The organism is Micromonospora arida, from assembly GCF_003857035.1.
Lineage (GTDB): Bacteria > Actinomycetota > Actinomycetes > Mycobacteriales > Micromonosporaceae > Micromonospora > Micromonospora arida.
Window position 1 is genome coordinate 1 of record NZ_QGSY01000153.1, and the last position, 18,546, is coordinate 18,546.

The 18,546-nt window shown below is 72.7% G+C and carries 19 protein-coding genes and 1 tRNA gene; 15 read left to right on the forward strand and 5 right to left on the reverse strand.

Features of this window, described 5'->3' with window-relative positions:
* The 6 genes from fdh to selB form a co-directional block, all read left to right on the forward strand.
* Positions 1–3,152 (forward strand): formate dehydrogenase (gene fdh / locus DLJ58_RS10980; protein WP_279635860.1); only part of this gene is annotated, 3,152 nt, incomplete at its 5' end.
* Positions 3,100–4,254 carry a 4Fe-4S dicluster domain-containing protein gene (locus DLJ58_RS10985; protein WP_124855466.1) on the forward strand — a complete coding sequence of 385 codons (1,155 nt, stop codon included), beginning with the start codon at positions 3,100–3,102 and terminating at the stop codon, positions 4,252–4,254. The genes fdh and DLJ58_RS10985, both read left to right, overlap by 53 nt.
* The gene (gene nrfD, locus DLJ58_RS10990) at positions 4,251–5,507 is read left to right on the forward strand and encodes an NrfD/PsrC family molybdoenzyme membrane anchor subunit (protein WP_208741010.1); all 1,257 of its coding nucleotides are present in this window, start codon (positions 4,251–4,253) and stop codon (positions 5,505–5,507) included. The genes DLJ58_RS10985 and nrfD overlap by 4 nt, the downstream gene beginning before the upstream one ends.
* Positions 5,508–5,520: 13 nt before the next feature.
* A tRNA-Sec gene (locus tag DLJ58_RS33800) sits at positions 5,521–5,616 on the forward strand.
* Positions 5,617–5,639: 23 nt separating this feature from the next.
* On the forward strand, positions 5,640–6,944 hold the full coding sequence (gene selA, locus DLJ58_RS10995) for an L-seryl-tRNA(Sec) selenium transferase (RefSeq protein ID WP_124855518.1): 1,305 nt from the start codon (positions 5,640–5,642) through the stop codon (positions 6,942–6,944).
* A gap of 2 nt (positions 6,945–6,946) precedes the next feature.
* Positions 6,947–8,701, forward strand: coding sequence for a selenocysteine-specific translation elongation factor (selB, locus tag DLJ58_RS11000; RefSeq protein ID WP_124855468.1), 1,755 nt, complete (start codon positions 6,947–6,949; stop codon positions 8,699–8,701).
* A 29-nt stretch (positions 8,702–8,730) separates the two neighbouring features.
* Here selB and DLJ58_RS11005 read toward each other — a convergent pair whose 3' ends face one another.
* On the reverse strand, positions 8,731–9,771 hold the full coding sequence (locus tag DLJ58_RS11005; RefSeq protein WP_124855470.1) for an NAD(P)-dependent alcohol dehydrogenase: 1,041 nt from the start codon (positions 9,769–9,771) through the stop codon (positions 8,731–8,733).
* Positions 9,772–9,867: 96 nt separating this feature from the next.
* On the opposite strand from DLJ58_RS11005, the gene DLJ58_RS11010 reads away from it, so the two are divergent.
* The 5 genes from DLJ58_RS11010 (at position 9,868) to DLJ58_RS11030 (ending at position 13,140) form a co-directional block, all read left to right on the forward strand.
* Entirely contained in the window at positions 9,868–10,476 is a 609-nt protein-coding gene (locus DLJ58_RS11010) for a TetR/AcrR family transcriptional regulator (RefSeq protein ID WP_124855472.1), read from the forward strand.
* 55 nt (positions 10,477–10,531) lie between these two features.
* Positions 10,532–11,269, forward strand: a complete 738-nt coding sequence (locus tag DLJ58_RS11015; RefSeq protein ID WP_124855474.1) for a hypothetical protein — start codon at positions 10,532–10,534, stop codon at positions 11,267–11,269.
* Between the two features lie 58 nt (positions 11,270–11,327).
* Positions 11,328–11,525 (forward strand): hypothetical protein, encoded by a 198-nt coding sequence (locus tag DLJ58_RS11020; protein ID WP_030327722.1) that lies wholly within the window; start codon positions 11,328–11,330, stop codon positions 11,523–11,525.
* Between the two features lie 79 nt (positions 11,526–11,604).
* Positions 11,605–12,882 carry a hemolysin family protein gene (locus DLJ58_RS11025; RefSeq protein WP_124855476.1) on the forward strand — a complete coding sequence of 426 codons (1,278 nt, stop codon included), beginning with the start codon at positions 11,605–11,607 and terminating at the stop codon, positions 12,880–12,882.
* Positions 12,883–12,954: 72 nt separating this feature from the next.
* The gene (locus DLJ58_RS11030; protein WP_036410487.1) at positions 12,955–13,140 is read left to right on the forward strand and encodes a hypothetical protein; all 186 of its coding nucleotides are present in this window, start codon (positions 12,955–12,957) and stop codon (positions 13,138–13,140) included.
* Between the two features lie 5 nt (positions 13,141–13,145).
* Here the strand turns inward: DLJ58_RS11030 and DLJ58_RS11035 are convergent, their stop codons facing one another.
* A complete protein-coding gene (locus DLJ58_RS11035) occupies positions 13,146–13,796 on the reverse strand; it encodes a hypothetical protein (RefSeq protein ID WP_124855478.1) in 651 nt (216 codons plus the stop codon).
* A gap of 133 nt (positions 13,797–13,929) precedes the next feature.
* Here DLJ58_RS11035 and DLJ58_RS11040 point away from each other — a divergent pair, with 133 nt between their 5' ends.
* Positions 13,930–14,133 (forward strand): hypothetical protein, encoded by a 204-nt coding sequence (locus DLJ58_RS11040; RefSeq protein ID WP_124855480.1) that lies wholly within the window; start codon positions 13,930–13,932, stop codon positions 14,131–14,133.
* On the opposite strand, the gene DLJ58_RS11045 is transcribed toward DLJ58_RS11040, so the two are convergent.
* From DLJ58_RS11045 to DLJ58_RS11055, 3 genes are all read right to left on the reverse strand, one after another.
* Positions 14,134–14,610, reverse strand: coding sequence for a hypothetical protein (locus DLJ58_RS11045; protein WP_124855482.1), 477 nt, complete (start codon positions 14,608–14,610; stop codon positions 14,134–14,136).
* Complete coding sequence (locus tag DLJ58_RS11050; protein ID WP_088948250.1) at positions 14,607–14,819, reverse strand: phosphatidylethanolamine-binding protein; 213 nt, start codon at positions 14,817–14,819, stop codon at positions 14,607–14,609. The genes DLJ58_RS11045 and DLJ58_RS11050 overlap by 4 nt, the downstream gene beginning before the upstream one ends.
* Positions 14,820–14,918: 99 nt before the next feature.
* Positions 14,919–15,800: a universal stress protein gene (locus DLJ58_RS11055; protein WP_124855484.1), complete on the reverse strand. Its 882-nt coding sequence runs from the start codon at positions 15,798–15,800 to the stop codon at positions 14,919–14,921.
* A gap of 112 nt (positions 15,801–15,912) precedes the next feature.
* Here DLJ58_RS11055 and DLJ58_RS11060 point away from each other — a divergent pair, with 112 nt between their 5' ends.
* The 3 genes from DLJ58_RS11060 to DLJ58_RS11070 all read left to right on the forward strand — a co-directional run bounded on the left by DLJ58_RS11060 (position 15,913) and on the right by DLJ58_RS11070 (position 18,421).
* Complete coding sequence (locus DLJ58_RS11060; protein WP_124855486.1) at positions 15,913–16,659, forward strand: SAM-dependent methyltransferase; 747 nt, start codon at positions 15,913–15,915, stop codon at positions 16,657–16,659.
* A 71-nt stretch (positions 16,660–16,730) separates the two neighbouring features.
* On the forward strand, positions 16,731–17,903 hold the full coding sequence (locus tag DLJ58_RS11065; protein ID WP_124855488.1) for a PP2C family protein-serine/threonine phosphatase: 1,173 nt from the start codon (positions 16,731–16,733) through the stop codon (positions 17,901–17,903).
* Between the two features lie 56 nt (positions 17,904–17,959).
* Positions 17,960–18,421 (forward strand): MarR family winged helix-turn-helix transcriptional regulator, encoded by a 462-nt coding sequence (locus DLJ58_RS11070; protein WP_124855520.1) that lies wholly within the window; start codon positions 17,960–17,962, stop codon positions 18,419–18,421.
* Positions 18,422–18,546 lie beyond the last annotated feature (125 nt).

The window sequence follows — 18,546 nt, forward strand, 5'->3', positions numbered from 1 at the left end:
ATACCGCCGATTCGATGGCGCGGTCCGTCTGCCCGTACTGCGCTGTTGGTTGTGGTCAGCGGGTGTTCGTGAAGGACGGGCAGGTCAGTCAGATCGAGGGCGATCCGGACAGCCCGATCTCGCGGGGTCGGCTCTGCCCGAAGGGTTCGGCGAGCAAGAGTCTGGTGACCAGCCCGCTGCGGCAGACCACGGTCCGCTATCGCCGGCCGTACTCGACGCAGTGGGAGGATCTGGAGCTCGACACCGCGCTCGACATGATCGCCGACCGGATGCTCGCGGCTCGTGAGCAGACCTGGGAGGACGTCGACACGCAGGGCCGGCCGCTCAACCGGACGCTGGGTTTCTCCAGTCTGGGTGGGGCGACGCTGGACAATGAGGAGAACTACCTCATCAAGAAGTTGTTCACCGCGATGGGGGCTCTTCAGATCGAGAACCAGGCCCGTATTTGACACTCCGCCACCGTCCCCGGTCTGGGGGCCAGCTTCGGTCGTGGCGGTGCGACGGATTTCCAGCAGGACATCGCCAACGCTGACGTCATCGTCATCCAGGGTTCGAACATGGCCGAGGCGCACCCGGTGGGCTTCCAGTGGGTGATGGAGGCCAAGCGTCGGGGGGCGAAGGTCTTCCACGTCGACCCACGGTTCACGCGGACCAGCGCGGTGGCTGACTCGTACCTGCCGATCCGGGCGGGCACCGACATCGCGCTGCTCGGCGGGGTGGTGCGCTACATCCTGGACAACGAGTTGGACTTCCGGGAGTACGTGCTGTCGTACACCAACGCGGCGACGATCGTGAGCGAGGAGTTCAGCGACACCGAGGACGGCGACGGGTTCTTCTCCGGGTTCGACCCGGAGACCGGCACCTACGTGCAGGACAGCTGGCAGTACGAGGGCAACGAGGGCACTTCCGGCAGTGGGCACACGGCCAAGGAGCGCGACAGCGCTTCCGGGCTGGAGCACGAGTCGCACGGCGCGCAGGTCGACGGGGACACCCCGCGGGACGAGACGTTGCAGCACCCGCGCTGCGTCTACCAGATCCTCAAGCGACACTTTTCCCGCTACACCCCGGAGATGGTCGAGCGGGTCTGTGGCATTCCACAGGACAAGTTCCTGGAGCTGGCCCAGGCGTGGACGCGGAACTCCGGCCGGGAACGCACGGGGATGCTGATCTACTCGGTGGGCTGGACGCAGCACAGTGTGGGTGTGCAGTACATCCGCACCGGCGCGATCATCCAGCTGCTGCTCGGCAACATGGGTCGTCCGGGCGGTGGGGTCATGGCGCTGCGCGGTCATGCCAGCATCCAGGGCTCCACGGACATTCCGACGCTGTTCAACCTGCTGCCGGGTTACCTGCCGATGCCGCACCACGCCGACCACCCGACCTTCGACGAGTGGGTGGACAGCATCCGGCACCCCGGCCAGAAGGGCTTCTGGGGTAACGCCGGATCGTTCGCCGCGAGCCTGTTGAAGGCGTACTGGGGTGACGCGGCGACACCGGAGAACGACTACTGCTACGGCTATCTGCCCCGGATGACCGGTGACCACGGCACCTATCAGCAGGTGCTGAACATGATCGACGGCAAGATCAAGGGCTATTTCCTGCTCGGGCAGAACCCGGCGGTCGGGTCGGCGCACGGCCGGGCGCAGCGTCTGGGCATGGCCAACCTCGACTGGTTGGTCGTCCGGGACCTGTTCATGATCGAGAGCGCGACGTTCTGGCAGAACGGCCCCGAGGTCGCCACCGGGGAGATCGTGCCGGAGGAGTGCCGCACGGAGGTGTTCTTCCTGCCCGCCGCCTCGCACGTGGAGAAGGAGGGCACGTTCACCCAGACACAGCGGTTGTTGCAGTGGCGGGAGAAGGCCGTCGAGCCGCCGGGTGACGCCCGCTCCGAGCTGTGGTTCTTCTACCACCTGGGCCGACGGCTGCGCGAGAAGCTGGCCGACTCGCCGCTGCCGCGCGACCGGGCGCTGCTCGACCTCACCTGGGACTACCCCACGCACGGTCCGCACGCGGAGCCGAGCGCCGAGTCGGTGCTGCGCGAGATCAACGGGTACGACGTGGCGACCGGCCGTCCGCTGTCCAGCTTCGCCGAGGCCCGCGCGGACGGCTCGACCGCCATCGGCTGCTGGATCTACACCGGGGTGTACGCCGACGGCGTCAACCAGGCGGCCCGGCGCAAGTCCCGACACGAGCAGGACTGGGTGGCCGCCGAGTGGGGTTGGGCGTGGCCGGCGAACCGGCGCATCCTCTACAACCGTGCGTCGGCGGACCCGGAGGGCAACCCGTGGAGTGAGCGCAAACGCTACGTCTGGTGGGACGCCGAGAAGGGCGAGTGGACCGGTCACGACGTGCCGGACTTCGAGAAGACCAAGCCACCGTCGTACCGGCCGCCGCCCGGCGCGTCCGGGACGGAGGGCATTGCCGGCGACGACCCGTTCATCATGCAGGGCGACGGGAAGGGCTGGCTGTACGCGCCCAGCGGTGTCCTGGACGGACCAATGCCCACGCACTACGAGCCGGTGGAGTCGCCGGTGCGTAACCCGCTCTACGGACAGCAGGCCAACCCGACCCGCAAGATGTACGCGCACCCGGTGAACTCGGTGAACCCGAGCCCGCCCGAGCAACACAGTCAGGTGTTTCCGTACGTGTTCACGGTCAGCCGGCTCACCGAGCACCACACCGCCGGCGCGATGAGCCGCAACGTGTCGCCGCTGGCCGAGTTGCAGCCCGAGATGTTCGTCGAGGTGTCCCCGGAGTTGGCCGTCGAACGCGGCCTCGCCCACCTGGGCTGGGCGCACCTGGTCAGTGGCCGTGCGGTGATTGAGGCGAAGGTGTTGGTGACCGACCGGCTGACCCCGTTGCGCGTCGAGGACCGGTTGATCCACCAGGTCTGGTTGCCGTACCACTTCGGTTTCGAGGGTCTGGTGACCGGCGACTCGGCCAACGACCTGTTCGGTATCAGCCTGGACCCGAACGTGCTGATCCAGGAGAGCAAGGTCGGCACCTGCGACGTGCGGCCGGGCCGCCGACCGACCGGGCCGGCGCTGCTGGACCTGGTGGCCGACTACCAGCGGCGCGCCGGGATCAACCCGGGCCACAATGCCCCGGCGGTCACCACCGACAGCGAGGGAAAGGAGCACCGTGCTTCCTGACCCGAACAGCCTGTACGGCCCGCTGGACCCGGCACCTGACGCGGGCTACGAGAACGCGCCGCCGCGGATGGGGTTCTTCACCGACACCAGCGTCTGCATCGGGTGCAAGGCCTGCGAGGTGGCCTGCAAGGAGTGGAACGGCGTCCCGGAGAGCGGGCTCGACCTGCTGGGTATGTCCTACGACAACACCGGCGCGTTGACCGCGAACTCCTGGCGGCACGTCGCGTTCATCGAGCAACCCCGGCCGGCCGGTCACCGCACTCCGCCGTTCGCGGGAACGCCGACCGACGGATCGGCCAGCGCGGCGTCGGCGGCCGCGGCGGCTGGCACCAGCGAGCGCACCGGCACGGACCCGGGTGTGCCGACCGGCACGCCGTCCGCCGCCGCCCGGATGGCCGGGGGCGGGCCGGCGGACGTGCTCGGCGCGATCGCGGCCGATCCGACCGCCGCGGGCCGGGGTGGCGCGGGTCCGCAGTTCCTGGGGATGCCGGGGGCCCAGCCACCGGGCCGGGGCACGGGCGTCGAGGAGCGTACGGATTTCCGGTGGTTGATGATGTCGGACGTCTGCAAGCACTGCACGCACGCGGCCTGCCTGGACGTCTGCCCAACGGGTTCGTTGTTCCGGACCGAGTTCGGCACGGTGGTGGTGCAGGAGGACATCTGCAACGGCTGCGGTTACTGCATCTCGGCGTGTCCGTACGGCGTCATTGACCAGCGCAAGGACGACGGTCGGGCGTGGAAGTGCACGCTGTGCTACGACCGGTTGGGCGCGGGGATGACTCCGGCGTGCGCGCAGGCGTGCCCGACCGAGTCGATCCAGTACGGGCCCCTGGACGAGCTGCGTGAACGCGCCGCCGCCCGGGTGGCGACGCTGCACGACAGGGGGGTCCCCGAGGCCCGCCTGTACGGGCACGATCCGAACGACGGCGTGGGCGGTGACGGGGCGTTCTTCCTGCTCCTGGACGAACCCGAGGTGTACGGGCTGCCACCCGACCCGGTCGTGACGACCCGCGATCTGCCGAAGATGTGGAAGCGCGCCGGCCTCGCGGCCCTCGCCATGGCGGCGGCGACCGTCGCCGCGTTCGTCGGAGGTTCCTCATGACCCCACCGGGCCCCGTGGGCGACCGGTTCCGTCGCTTCCGGGAGCGGCTCGCCGCCGAGGGCGACGACCGACCACAGGTGAGCGACGACCGCCCCAGCGCCACGAGCGGTGCAGCGGCCATGAGCGGCGCGGAGGCCACGAGCGGTGGCGACCATCCGACCGACAGGGGCACCGCAGCCAGCAGCCGCCGGGGCGACCTGACGGCGCGGCGGAGCACCGAAGCCGGGGGCCGGCAGGGGCGGCGGCGCAGGCGGCGCGGCGGTGGCGGCGAGGAACTGCGGGTGCCGGAGGCGGAGTTCACGTCCTACTACGGTCGGCCAATCCTGAAGGCGCCGGTCTGGAAGTGGGACATCGCCGCGTACCTGTTCACCGGAGGGCTGGCCGCCGGCTCGTCGCTGCTGGCCGCCGGTGGGCAGCTCACCGGGCGGCCCGCGTTGCGGCGCGCCGGTCGGGTCACCGCGTTGGCCGCCGTCAGCGCCAGCGCCGTCTTCCTGGTGAAGGACCTGGGCCGGCCGACACGTTTCCACCACATGCTGCGGGTGGCCAAGCCGACCTCGCCGATGTCGATGGGCACCTGGATCCTTACCGCGTACGGGCCGGCGGCGGGCGTCGCCGCGATCGCCGAGGCGGCCGGTGTGCTGCCCCGGCACGGTCTGCTCGGGCTGGCCGGCCGGGCGTTGCCGCCGATCGGGCACGCCGCTGGGCTGCTTGCCGCCGGCACCGCGCCGGCGCTGGCCACGTACACCGGGGTGTTGCTGGCCGACACGGCGGTGCCGTCCTGGCACGAGGCGTACCCCGAGCTGCCGGTGATCTTCGCGGGCAGCGCCCTGGCCAGCGGCGCCGGCGTGGGTCTGCTCGCCGCGCCGCCGGCCCAGGCCGGGCCGGCCCGTCGGATGGCGGTGGCCGGCGCGGCCCTGGAGCTGTACGGCGCGCATCGGGTGGAGACCCGCCTCGGCTTGCTCAGCGAGCCCTACCGGTTGGGTCGGCCGGGTCGGTTGCTGCGCGCCGGGCGGTTGCTGACCGCCGGCGGGGTGGCGGGTGCTCTGCTGGGCCGGCGCAGCCGGGTGGTCGGGGCGCTCTCGGGGACCGCGCTGCTGGCCGCGTCGGTGCTGACCCGGTTCGGCATCTTCTACGGCGGCGTCGCCTCGGCCCGCGACCCCCGCTACACGGTGGTGCCGCAGCGCGAACGGGTCGAGGCGCGGCGAACCGGCATGGATCTTCCATCTGATCGGGCGGTGCCGCCCGCGGTGTGATCGAATGTCCGGTGGAGGCGTTCAGGCGGCTGGTGCCCCTCCCGGTCTTCAAAACCGGAGTGGTCCGGGACCCGGGCCAGGCGGGTTCGATTCCCGTCCGTCTCCGCCACACCGCTTGCAGGAGATGACGTGATGGGCGACGGCCCGGTGGACCCGCGACGTCGGGTGCCCCGTACGGACACGCTGCTCGCCGACCCGGTGCTGGCCACCGCCGCCGTGGCCCTCGGCCGGGAGCAGGTCAAGGCGATCGTCTCCCACGCGCAGGGCCGCGCCCGCCGGGGCGAGCTCAACCCCGACGAGGTACGCGACGCGGCGGTCGCCGCGTTGCCCACGCCCGGCCCGCGGGTGGTCCTCAACGCCACCGGTGTCGTGCTGCACACCAACCTGGGTCGGGCGCCGTTGTCGTCCGCCGCGGTCGCCGCGGTGGTGGCCGCCGCCGGGCACACCGACGTCGAGTTGGACCTGGTCACCGGCCGGCGGGCCCGTCGCGGCCGGGGCGCGCTCGACGCGCTGGCCGCCGCGGTGCCCGACGCGGGCGCCGTGCACGTGGTCAACAACGGTGCCGCCGCGCTGGTGCTGGCCGCCACCGCGATGGCCGCCGGCCGGGAGATCGTGGTCAGCCGGGGCGAGCTGGTCGAGATCGGCGACGGTTTCCGCCTGCCCGACCTGCTGGAGAGCACCGGTGCGCGGCTGCGCGAGGTGGGCACCACGAACCGCACCACCCTCGCGGACTACGCCGCCGCGCTCGGCCCGGAGACCGGCTTCGTGCTCAAGGTGCACCCGTCGAACTTCCGGGTCACCGGTTTCACCTCCGCCGTCGGGGTACGGCAACTGGCCACGCTCGGGGTGCCGGTGGTCGCGGACATCGGCTCCGGGCTGCTCGGCGCGGACCCATTGCTGGCCGACGAACCGGACGCGGCCAGCACCCTGCGCGCGGGCGCCGCGCTGGTCACCGCCAGCGGCGACAAACTGCTCGGTGGGCCGCAAGCAGGGCTGCTGCTGGGTGACGTCGAGGTGATCGAGCGGTTGCGTCGCCACCCACTGGCGCGGGCGCTGCGGGTGGACAAGCTCACCCTGGCCGCGCTGGCCGCCACCCTGCACCAACCGGACACTCCGACCCGGGCGGCGCTGCACACCGACCCGGGTGCCCTGCGGGAACGGGTCGAGCGGCTGCGGGACCGGCTCGGCGCGGACGGCCGCAAGGCGGAGGTGGTGCCGGCCGTCGCGGTGGTCGGCGGGGGCGGCGCCCCCGGGGTGGAGTTGGACTCGTGGGCGTTGAGCCTGCCCGAGCGGTACGCGGTGCCGCTGCGCACCGGAGACCCGCCGGTCCTGGGTCGGGTGGTGCGCGGCCGGCTCCTGCTCGACCTGCGCTGTGTGCCCGCCGACGCGGACGAGGCCGTCCGCGAGGCCGTGCTGCGCGTGCCCGGGGAGGACTGAGCGTGTTCGTCGTCGCGACCGCCGGGCACGTCGACCACGGCAAGTCGACACTGGTCCGGGCGTTGACCGGGATGGAACCCGACCGGTGGGCCGAGGAACGCCGCCGGGGGATGACCATCGATCTGGGTTTCGCCTGGACGACCCTGCCGTCCGGCGGCACCGTCGCCTTCGTCGACGTACCCGGGCACGAGCGGTTCGTGCCGAACATGCTCGCCGGGGTCGGCCCGGTCCCGGCGGCGCTGATCGTGGTGGCCGCCGACGAGGGCTGGATGCCGCAGTCCGCCGAGCACCTGGCCGCGCTCGACGCGCTCGGCGTCGCGTACGGCCTGCTGGCGGTGACCCGCGCGGACCTCGCCGATCCGGGGCCGGCGACGGCCCGCGCCCGCGCCGAGATCGCCGAGACCAGCCTCGGCGCGGTGCCTGCGGTGGCGGTCAGTGGCCTGACCGGCGCCGGCCTGCCGCAGCTGCGGGCGGCCCTGGACCGGCTCGCCGCCCAACTGCCCGCGCCGGCGCTGGACGACCCGGTCCGGCTGTGGGTGGACCGCAGCTTCACCGTGCGGGGCAGCGGCACCGTGGTCACCGGCACCCTCGGCGCCGGGCGGCTGCGTGTGGGCGACGAACTGGAGCTGGCCGGCGCCGACGAACCGGTCCGGGTCCGTGGCCTGCACTCTCTGGGCGAGGCCCGACCGGAGGCGGCGGCGGTCGCCCGGGTGGCGGTCAACCTGCGCGGGACGCCCCGCGACCGGCTCGGCCGGGGCGACGCGTTGCTCACCCCGGGCCGGTTTCACCACACCGACCTGGTCGACGTCCGGCTCGCCGGCGACCCGGCCGCCGACCTGCCGGCCACCCTCACCCTGCACGTCGGGTCGGCGGCGGTGCCGGTACGGGTGCGCCCGCTCGGCCCGGACACCGTCCGGCTGCGGCTGGCCCGCCCGCTGCCGTTGCTGGTGGGTGACCGGGCGCTGCTGCGGGACCCGGGCCGCCACCACGTCAGCGGCGGGGTGCGGGTGCTGGACGTGGCACCCCCACCGCTGGGTCGACGGGGTGCGGCCGCCGCCCGCGCCCAGGTCCTCGCCGAGTTGGACGGTCGACCCGACCTGGCGGGGGAGCTGCGCCGTCGCCGGCTGATCCGGGCCGGCGCGTTGATCCGGATGGGTGTGCCGGTGCACGCCGAGCCGGTGGCCGGTGACTGGCTGGCCGACCCCGCACACTGGCGGCGGCTCGGTGAGCAGCTGACCGAGGAGGTCGCCCGGCACGCGCGGGAACACCCGTTGGAGCCCGGAATGCCGGTGGACGCGCTGCGTCAGCGCCTCGCCCTGCCCGACCGGGTGCTGGTCGAGGTGCTGGTCCGGCCGCCGCTGCGGATCCACGCTGGCCGGGTCGGGGCGGCGAGCGCCAACGCGCTGCCCGAACCGGTGGCCCTGGCCGTGCAACGGGTCCGCGCCGAGTACGGCGACCGGCCGTTCCGCGCCCCCGAAGCGGACCGCCTCGTCGACCTCGGTCTGGGCCCCCGAGAGATCGGCGCCGCGGTGCGGGCCGGCGCCCTGCTGCGGCTGGCCGACAACGTGGTGTTGCTGCCCGACGCGCTCGACGACGCGGTGCGGGTGTTGGCCGGGTTGCCGCAGCCGTTCACCCTGTCGGCGGCGCGGCAGGCGTTGGACACCACCCGCCGGGTGGCGGTGCCCCTGCTGGAGCTGCTGGACCGGCGGGGCGCGACCCGCCGGCTGCCCGACGACGCCCGGATCGTCGTCACCTGAGCGCCGCGCCGTGACCTCGCCAACCACCGTCAGTCCAGGTCGGACATGTCCAGCACGAAGCGGTAGCGGACGTCGTTTCGCCGGAGGCGGTCGAGTGCCGTGCCCACCTGCGCCGACGGGAGTACCTCGATGTCGGCGGTGACGCCGTTGTCGGCGCAGAACTGGAGCATCTCAGCTGTCGAGCGGCGGCCTCCGCTCCCGGCGGAGCTGAGCTTCTTGCGGCCGACAAGCAGGTCGGTGGTTTCGACTGTCACCGGACCCAGGTATCCGAGCAGGCTGAGGGTGCCGTCCATCGCCACGAGATTCAGATACGGGGCGAGGTCGTGCGGTGCGGAGATGGTGTCGATGACGAGGTCGAAGGTGTCGCGGGCAGCAGCCATCTGCTGGGGATCGGTGGAGTCGACGAGGTCGTGTGCGCCGAGCCGGCGGGCGTCGTCCCGCTTGTCCAGGGTGCGGCTGATCACGGTCGTGGTAGCGCCGAGTGCCACGGCCATCTTGACCGCGAGGTGGCCCAGGCCGCCGAGCCCGGCCACGGCGACGCGAGTGCCTGGGCCGACGCGATGGGAGCGCAGGGGCTCCCACACGGTGACGCCGGCGCACAGCAGCGGGGCGGCTGCGGCCGGGTCGAGGCCGGCGGGGAGCGGGTAGGCGAAGGTGTTCCGCACGACGTATTCGCGGGAGAAGCCACCCAGGGTCGTCGACCCGTCCTGCCGGTCTGTGCCGCCGTAGGTAAGGGTCGGGAAGGAGTGGCAGAAGTTCTCCTGTCCGGCTGCGCACATGGCGCAGGCGCCGCAGGAATCGACGATGTTGCCCACCGCGACGCTTCCGCCGATCGAGAAGCTGGTCACGTCGGGGCCGGCGGCGGTCACCACGCCGGTGAATTCGTGACCCGGCACCAGTGGTGCGTCGGTGTGCTGGTCGTAGTCGCGCAGGGCGTGCAGGTCGCTGTGGCAGACCCCGCAGTAGTCGACCCGCACCGCGATGTCGTCTGGGCGGAGGTCACGGCGCTCGATCGGGGCACGCCGCAGCTGCGTCGGGCCGGTCGCTCGCCAGCCAGTGGTCCTTCGCATGATCGACTCCTTTAAACAGACTGTTCGGTCTGTTGCAGCCTAGGTCGAGCGGCGAGCCGAAGCAAACCAACTGTTCTGTTTTGCTAGTGTGGAAACATGCCGGAGCAGCCCCTGACCTCGCGAGGTGCCGCGACCTACCAGCGCATCCTGGACGCCGCCACCGAGGAGTTCGCCCAACACGGCATCGCCGGGGCCCGCGTCGAACGCATCGTGACGGCGGCCCGCACCAACAAGGCGCAGCTCTACGCCTACTTCGGGGACAAGGAACGACTGTTCGACGCGATCTTCCTCAGCTCGCTCGAACGCATCACCAACGTCGTGCCCATCGACGCCGACGATCTCGCGGACTGGGCCGTTCGCCTCTACGACGAGTACCTGCGCCGCCCCGACCTCATCCGGCTCGCGACGTGGACGCGGCTGGAACGCCGGCCCGCCGGACACCTCGTCGAGACCCACCAGCACTACGACGATCGCAAGCTCACGGCAATCGCCGAGGCCCAGGCCGCCGGACGGATCCGCGGTGGTGACCCGTTCGACATCATGGCCCTGGTCATCGCGATGTCCATGGCCTGGTCGCCGGTGAGCAACGTCTATGCGGCCAGCAGTCAGGAACCCGACGACGTGCATTCCCGACGTCGTGCTCTGCTTCGCGAGTGCGTCCGGCGAGCCACAGTGCCGACGGACCAGGATCAACCTGACCGCTGACCGCCGCGACCGATCCGGTGCTGACACGGTTGCGCCGAGATGCGACGGTGGGCTGATGGTCGAGCTGTCCCCGTCCCGGTCGCGGCCGGGCGATGGTCGGTGGCGCGTCGTCTCGGTGGCGCTGCGCTGGGGGCTGCCGGTGCTGTGGGTGCTGTGGGCCGGTCTGGCGTGGTGGGTCGAGCCCCGCGCGTCGACCGAGGCCCAGCTCGACCGGGATCTCGCGGCCGGCCGGGTGGTGAGCTACCAGCGGGCGTACGGCTGGGCCGACGACGGCGCGTACTGGGGGAGCCAGCCGCGTGTGCAGTACGCGGCCGACGGGGGGATGCTGACCTGGACCGTGTCGAACGGCCAGAACCGGTACGCCGCTGGGGCGCCGCTCGCCTCTGACTCGTCCACCGTCGGGCCGGACTCGTCGGCGAGCACCGGGTGGGACGCGCGGCGTGCCGCGGTCGACGATTCGTGGCAGGCCGGGGGCGGCACCGCGCACCGGATCGGGAACGCCGCGGCTTTGCTCGCCGGTGTGCTGATCGTGCTGTGGCTGGGCCGCTTGATCGCCGGCGCGCCGCCGCTGGCCGGCACCCGGTGGTTCTGGTTCTGGGTCGGGCTCCTGCCGTTCGGGGTGGGTGTGCTGGCCTGGACCTACCGGGAGCTGTGGAGAGCACCGCCGGTGCCGGTGCCTGACCGGGGCTCGGGGTGGCGTGGGTTCGGCTGGCTGATCCTCGCCGCGGTCGGCATCAACCTCCTGGTGTCCGTTGCCCGCATCGTGTTCGGGACGACGGTGGTGCCGGGCTGAGCCGGCGATGCCGGGCCAACCGGCCCCGAGGTCGGCGATGGTCACCTACGGTGACGCCATGGACCCTTCGGCGGTCTGGCGGGACCGGCAGCACCGGTGGCGGATCGAGGCGTACCGCGCGCCGGACCTGCGCTTCGCCATCTACGCCACCAACGGCCCCACCGAGTCGGTGCCGCTGTGGCTGTTCGGGATGTCGGCGCTGGCCCGGTGGCTGATGACCCACGCCATCTCGCTGGACGACCTGGAGGTCGACTGAGCGGTGCGCGGTCGCAAACCGGGCCCGCGCCGCGCCCCGCTGCGGTTGAGTGACCTCAGGCGGCGGACGGGGGTACGCGATGGGCGGTCAGCTCGGGCAGTTGGCGTTGGTGGCCGTGCTGGTGCTCATCAACGCCGCGCTCTCGGGCAGCGAGATGGCGTTGGTGACCCTGCGGGAGGGGCAGTTGCGGCGGCTGGGCCGGCGCAGCCGTGCCGGCGACCGGTTGGTGCAGCTGTCGCGCGACCCGAACCGCTACCTGGCCACGATTCAGCTCGGCATCACCCTGGCGGGGTTCCTGGCCTCGGCGGCGGCCGCGGTGTCGTTGGCCGGTCCGCTGGTCGGGCCGTTGGGTTTCCTCGGCGGGGCGGCGCGTCCCGCCGCGGTGCTGCTGGTGACCGTGCTGCTGACGTTCGTCACGCTGGTGCTCGGGGAGTTGGCCCCGAAGCGGCTGGCCATGCAGCGGGCCGAGCGTTGGGCGCTGCTGAGCGCGGGCCCGCTGGATCTGTTGGCCCGGGTGTCCCGGCCGGCGGTGTGGCTGCTCAGCCGGGCCACCGACGCGGTCGTGCGGCTCGCCGGTGGTGACCCGCGCGCCAACCGGGAGGAGATGACCGAGGAGGAGTTGCGGGAGATGCTGGCCAGCCAGCGCGGTCTGTCGGCCCAGCAGCGGGAGATCCTGACCGGCGCGTTCGACATCGCCGGCCGGACGTTGCGGGAGATCCTGGTGGCCCGGCGGGAGGTGACGACGCTGCCGGCCGGTCTGGCCGCCGACGAGGGGGTCCGGCGGCTCGCCGCCGCCGGGCGGTCCCGCGCTCCCGTCACCGGCCCCGGCGGCCTGGACGACGTGCTCGGGGTGGTGCACATCCGCGACCTGGTGCGGGCCGGCACCGCCCCGGTGGGTGAGCGGGTCCGGGATCCGCTGCTACTGCCGGTGACCCTGCCGGTCGCCGACGCGATGCGTCAGCTGCGGCAGGAGCATCAGCAGTTGGCCCTGGTGGTCGACGAGCACGGGGGCATCGACGGCATGGTCACCATGGAGGATCTGCTGGCCGAGGTGGTCGGCGAGTTGTACGACGAGACCGACCGGGACGTGCGCGGGGTCGTCCGGGAACCGGACGGGTCGCTGCTGGTGCCCGGCGACTTCCCGCTGCACGACCTGCCCGACCTGGGGGTGCGGCTGAGCTTTCCGTTGTCCCGGGACTACACGACGGTGGCTGGTCTGGTGCTGGCCCGACTACGGCACCTGCCGGACTCCCCGGGTGAGACGGTGCGGCTGCCCGGGCTGACCCTGCAGGTGGTGGAGGTCGCCGACCGGGCGGTGCGCCGGGTGCGGCTCCGCGGATTCGTCACCGAGCGCTGAGCACTCACCCGAAAGGTTGACAAAAGGTCCAAATAGAAAAGCGGCAACCGCGGTCCGCCTACCGTGCCAGACGTGAAGGACCGAGGGTTGCGTACGTTCGTCACGGTGCTGGCCGGCCTCGCGGTGATCTACTTCGGCAGCGCCGGCCGCAGCCCCGAGGAGGGCCGTGGCATCTCCGGCGGGGTGGTGGTCCTGGCGTTGCTCGCCGCGCTGCTGGTGTGGCACCTGACCCGCCCGGGGGACAAGACGGTCAAGTGAGCGCCTCAGCGGGCGGCGGCGCGGGTGACCTCACCGGCGGACTCCTCACCCAGCGCCACCCTGACCAGGGCTGACGCGAGCCGCCCGAAGTCCGGTTCGTCGACGAGACCGGCGAGCCGGTCCGGGGAACCCGGCAGGCCCAGCCGCTTCGCCCCGGCCAGGGCCCGACGGTCGGCGTACGGGCGCACGTCCGACCAGACCGTCTGCGCCTCGCGCAGGTAGATGTCCGCTCCGGTGGGGCCGATGCCGGGGAACTCGGTGAGCCGCCGCCGCAGCCCGGCCGGGTCGCCCTGGGCCTCCCGGTGCAGGCGTCGCAGGTCACCGTGCCAACGGTCCAGGCACAGCCGGGCGCCGGTGCCGAGCATGGTGGCGGTCCGCTCGTCGTAGCGGCGGTAGTGACCCCGACCCAGCGCGTCGACGCGGTCCTGCCAACTGGCCGCCTCCATGGCCTGTGGGGTGCGGTAGCCGGCGGCGAACAGCTCCCGCGCCGCGTCCACCGCCACGCACGCCCGGATTCGGGTGCTCAGCAGCGTGGTCAGCACCAGCAGCTGATACAGCGGCCCTGGCCGGTCGGCGAGCTGGATGCCGGCCTCCTCGGCGTACGTGCGACCACGTCGGTCGAGCAGGACCCGCACCACACTTCGATCATTGCCCACTCCGGTGGGTTACCCACTTGAGGACCCGCTAGCCGTCGCACCGGTGACGGTGGCCGGAATGCCGCCGGGGCGGGCGGGTATGCGGCTGTGGAGGCGGTCGATGCCGCCTGCCGCACCCGGAAGGGAGACACCCGTGGTCAATCCCCAGCAGGAAGAGCTCCGGCGCAACGCCAAGGGAGCCACCAGCCAGGACAGCAAGGGGCCCAATCCGACCGGGCACCCGCTCAACCGTGGCTCGTCGCGCGGGGACGCCGGTCGACCGGTGCCCAAGGGGCAGGTGTCGCCGTACGGCCCGGCCGGTGAGCCGGTGGCCGAGGACGACAGCGACACCCGCTGACTAACGACCGCGGCCTGGCGGCCGCCGCAACCTGTTCCAGGTGGCGGCGGCCGCCAGCCCGTATGCGAGGTGCGGGATGATGTCGGAGATCCAGTCGGAGCGCCGCCAGGTACGCGGGTCGCTGATCCCGAACACGGTGATCGACCCGTCGGTCATGGTCATCACACCCGCGCCGAGCAGACCGATGGCCACCGGCAACGGCTGACGTCGACCACCGGCGTAGAGGGCGAACCCGACGCCCGCGGCGACGCCCAGCCCGTAACCGATCAGCGGCCCGAGGCCCGAGCGGCGGTTGGCCGCCCGGGCCCCGTTTCCCAGGTCCACGTGCGCGATCCCGGCCAGCCGGTCGACGGTCTCCTGGGGGACGTCACTTTCCGGCCGTCCCCGTAGCGCCATGTCGAGGTAGCTGACCACGTTCAGAGCGGTGCTGCCGACGGCGCCCGCGATCGCGCCGTCGGCCACGTCGACCCTCCTCACTTCGGGTCGCCCGGTTCGCGCTCGCTCTTCGGGCCGTACGTCCGCTCACCGCGCACCACGCCTCGTTGACCGCGATCCTCCTGGAGGATCCGGTTCGCGACCTGGTTGGCCTTGCCGTCGGGTACTCGGCGCCCGGAGTCGTCGATCGCGTTGCGCAACCGCGCGCGCTGCTTGTCGTACGCGTTACTGCCCGGCCGTGGTCCTGGCATCTGTGCCTCCTTCGTCGGTCTGGGCACCTGGTGCTGCCCACCGTCCGCTGGGCCTACCGCGGCCGTCTACCCGTCTGGTGGCGGACCAACCCCGGCGCGCTACCGGGGCGCGCGGACCACGACCACCGGGCACTGCGCGTGGTGCAGCATCGACTGGCTCACCGACCCCAGCAGCAACCCGGTCACCTCGCCGCGCCCGCGCCCGCCGACCACCGCCAGTTGGGCGGAGCGGGACGCCTCGGCGAGCACGGTGCCGGGTCGGCCGTGCAGCACCTGGCACGTCAACCGCAGACCCCGATGGTCCTCGGTGAGCCCGGTCAGCCACCCGGCGAGCATCCGCTCCTGCTCGCCGCGCAGCTTCGCCTCGTCGTACACCAGGGGTTGCATGTCGCCCGGGCCGCTGCTGCCGGGGTGCCGGTAGGCGTGCACCGCCACCAGCGGCACGCCGAGCGACACGGCGGTCTCGGCGGCGAAGTCCGCCGCCCGCCGGGAGGCGTCCGAGCCGTCGACCGCGACCAGGACCGGCTCGTCGGGTCGCTGCGTGCCGCGCGCGACCAGCACCGGGCAGTCGGCGTACGCGGCGACCTGCACCGCGACCGAGCCGACCAGCAGCGCGGAGAAGCCACCCAACCCGCGATCGCCGAGCACGATGAGCGCGGCGGTGGGGGATTCGCCCACCAGCACCGCGGCGGCCTCACCGTCGATGATCTCGCCGGAGATCGACAACCCGGGCACTGTCGCCTCGGCCTCGCGCACCGCGGCCTCGACCAGCTCCTCTGCCTGGTGGCGCAGCCCACCGCCGGGCGGCGCGTCCGGGGCGGGGGTGACCGGTACGTGCAGCAGCGGCCAGATGAAGCCGTGCACGACCCGCAGCGGTCGGTGCCGGCGCGCGGCCTCGGTCGCGGCGAGGCGCACGGCGCGCAGCGCCGACTCCGAGCCGTCGACGCCGACCACCACCGCCGCGTTGTTCGCCGAGTTCACCGCCCACCTCCGCTCGCGGCCAGTATCGCGGGCCCGGACGCCCTCGTGCCGCGATACCGCTGAGCGCGTCCCGATCGGTACGCTGCCCAGGACCGGGGAGGGAGCGCCGCCGATGGGTGAACCAGACCAGCCGAGCACCGCTCGCATGATCGACTTTTGGCTCGGCGGGCAGCATCACTTCCCCGTGGACGTGGCCGCCGCGAACGCGTTCGAGCAGGCGTACGGGCCGTGCGCGCCGGTGTTCCGCGAGCTGCGGGCGTTCCTGGGCCGGGCGGTACGGGCGGTGGCCGCCCAGGGCGTGGACGGGTTCCTGGTGTTCGGCGCCGGGGTGCCGACGATGGGCAACGTGCACGAGGTCGCCACCGACGCGACAGTGCTCTACACCGACGTCGACCCGGTCACCATCCGACTGGGACAGAGCATCCTCGCCGGCAGCGACCGGGCCGGCTACGGCTTCGGCGACGCGACCGACATCGGCACTGTCGACCCGGCGCAGCTGCACCGTTTCGTGCCGGGCTGGGGTCGGCGGCCGGTCGGGGTGGTCTTCCTCGGCCTGGCCGCGTTCCTCGACGACGCCACGCTGACCCGCACCCTCGACGAGCTGTACGCGGCCGCGGCGCCGGGCAGCCTGCTCGCGGTGGACTTCGACACCGAGGAGCTGGCCGGCCACCCGCAGGCGCTGGCCATGATGGGACCGCAGTTCCGGATGCGTCCACCGGCGGCGTTCGCGCCCCTGCTGGGTCGGTGGGCGCCGACGGCGGACGGGATCGTCCCGGTCGCCGAGTGGCGGCCGGACGGCCCGCCGGCGCGGGTGCCCGACGCGTTCCACGGTGTGCTCGCGACTCGAGCGGGTGACTGACCGCGCCGATCATCCGTCCGGTGGCGTCCGTATGATGCTTGCCCTGTAGCAAGCTTCTGGGGAGGACGACGATGGTAGACGCGCCGGACGTGGTGTCGCGCGCGTTGCGCGAGGCTCCGCCGGACCAGTTGGCGGAGGCGGCGGACCGGGCGATCCGGTCCGCGATGGGCGCGCTGCGCACCGACGTCTTCGTCGCCGACTACCGAATCAGCGGCCTCTGGCCCGTGCTGGACCCGGACCTGCCGGCGGGCGGCTTCCTGGCCTGCCACACCATGGCGCAGCGCTGCTTCAGCAGTCAGCAGCCGGTACGCGACGGTGAAGGCCCCTGCCGGCTCTACCTGCCCTTGACGGTGTGGGGGGAGCGGCTGGGCGTGCTGCTGATCGAGCTGCCGACCGTACCGAACGCGGCGGTCACCGGTCGGTCGACGGACATCGCCGGCGCCCTGGCCGTGGCGATGCGCGCGGCGGACCGGGAGACCGACCGCTACCGGCGGGCCCGCCGTCGGGAGCGACTGACGATGGCCGCCGAGATGCAGTGGGACCTCCTGCCCGGTCGTGGTGTGTCCCACCACGCGTTCGACCTGGCCGGTCAGCTCGAACCGGCGTACACGGTGGGTGGCGACCACTTTGACTGGTCGCTGGACGGCGACCGTCTCACCGTGACGGTGCTCAACGGCGAGGGCAACGGGCTGGCGGCGTCCCTGTTGACAGCCGTCACGGTCAACGCGATGCGCAACGCGCGTCGCTCCGGTGGCGGCCTGGTGGAGCAAGCCGAGCTGGCCTCGGACACGGTCTTCTACCAACACCGAGGCGCCCGGTCCGTGGCTACCCTGCTGCTCGAGGTGGACACTCGCGTCGGCCGGGTGCGGGCGGTCGACGCGGGCTCCCCGCATCTGTTGCGGATGCGGGGGTCCACTGTCGAGCCTCTGAAGCTGGACCAGCAGTTGCCGCTGGGCATGTTCGCCGAGACCCGCTACGAGCTTCAGGAGGTGCAACTCGCCCCGGGTGACCGGCTCTTCGTGGTCAGCGACGGGGTGTGGGCCGCCGAGCCGCCGGGTCAGGAGCCGTACGGGCAGCGGGTGATGGCTCGTTCCCTGCGCGCCACGCGGCTGCAGCCGCCGGCCGAGGCGGTTGGTACGGTGATGCGCGAACTGCACGCCTATCACGCGGATTCCGATCTGCGCGACGACGCCGTCGTGGTCTGTCTGGACTGGCACGGTCCGCGCGAACGGGGCACGGGGTGAGATTCGCAGCCGCGTTGCCGGGCGGGCACCAGCGCGACGACGGCAGGGGACATCAGGTGGAGCGACCTGCGGATCTCGCCGCGGCGATCGACGCGGCCGCCGGGACGCTGATCGCCGTACTGGAGTCGGCCGCGTCGCGGCATCAGGTGCCGCCCACCCAGCTGAGAGTGCTCACGCTGATCTGCGGTCGCCCGGAGACCAACGTCAACGGGTTGGCGGAGTTGCTGGACGTGGTGCCCTCGTCGGCGAGCCGCCTGTGCGACCGGTTGGAGGCGACCGGGCTGTTGCGTCGGGTGGCCGATCCGCGTGACCGGCGTGAGGTGCGGTTGGTGCCGACCGCTGCGGCGCTGACCCTGTTGGGGGAGTTGGCCGAGCGGCGGCAGCGTGCGGTGCAGGCGGTGTTGGACCGGATGCCGGTGCGGCTGCAGCACGAGCTGTTGCTGGCGCTGGCCGGGTTCGCTCGGGCGGCGACGTCGGCGCCCGAGCAGCAGACCGATCCCGCCGTCCAGACGGCCTGAGCGCTGCTTCCCTCTTCCACTAGTGTCCTAGGACGCTTTAGGCGTGGTGATCCGCGCCACAGTGCGGCACAGCCGCACCGAGAGCGCGTAGCGGCGCCCGGCCAGCGAGAGGAAGCCCGATATAG

Coding starts and splice junctions, on each gene's coding strand:
- DLJ58_RS10985 (WP_124855466.1), top strand. CDS start 3,100: ATGCCCCGGCGGTCACCACCGACAGCGAGGGAAAGGAGCACCGTGCTT.
- DLJ58_RS11065 (WP_124855488.1), top strand. CDS start 16,731: ATGGTAGACGCGCCGGACGTGGTGTCGCGCGCGTTGCGCGAGGCTCCG.
- DLJ58_RS11010 (WP_124855472.1), top strand. CDS start 9,868: ATGCCGGAGCAGCCCCTGACCTCGCGAGGTGCCGCGACCTACCAGCGC.
- DLJ58_RS11020 (WP_030327722.1), top strand. CDS start 11,328: ATGGACCCTTCGGCGGTCTGGCGGGACCGGCAGCACCGGTGGCGGATC.
- DLJ58_RS11015 (WP_124855474.1), top strand. CDS start 10,532: ATGGTCGAGCTGTCCCCGTCCCGGTCGCGGCCGGGCGATGGTCGGTGG.
- selA (WP_124855518.1), top strand. CDS start 5,640: ATGGGCGACGGCCCGGTGGACCCGCGACGTCGGGTGCCCCGTACGGAC.
- DLJ58_RS11050 (WP_088948250.1), bottom strand. CDS start 14,819: ATGCCAGGACCACGGCCGGGCAGTAACGCGTACGACAAGCAGCGCGCG.
- nrfD (WP_208741010.1), top strand. CDS start 4,251: ATGACCCCACCGGGCCCCGTGGGCGACCGGTTCCGTCGCTTCCGGGAG.
- DLJ58_RS11060 (WP_124855486.1), top strand. CDS start 15,913: ATGGGTGAACCAGACCAGCCGAGCACCGCTCGCATGATCGACTTTTGG.
- DLJ58_RS11025 (WP_124855476.1), top strand. CDS start 11,605: ATGGGCGGTCAGCTCGGGCAGTTGGCGTTGGTGGCCGTGCTGGTGCTC.
- DLJ58_RS11005 (WP_124855470.1), bottom strand. CDS start 9,771: ATGCGAAGGACCACTGGCTGGCGAGCGACCGGCCCGACGCAGCTGCGG.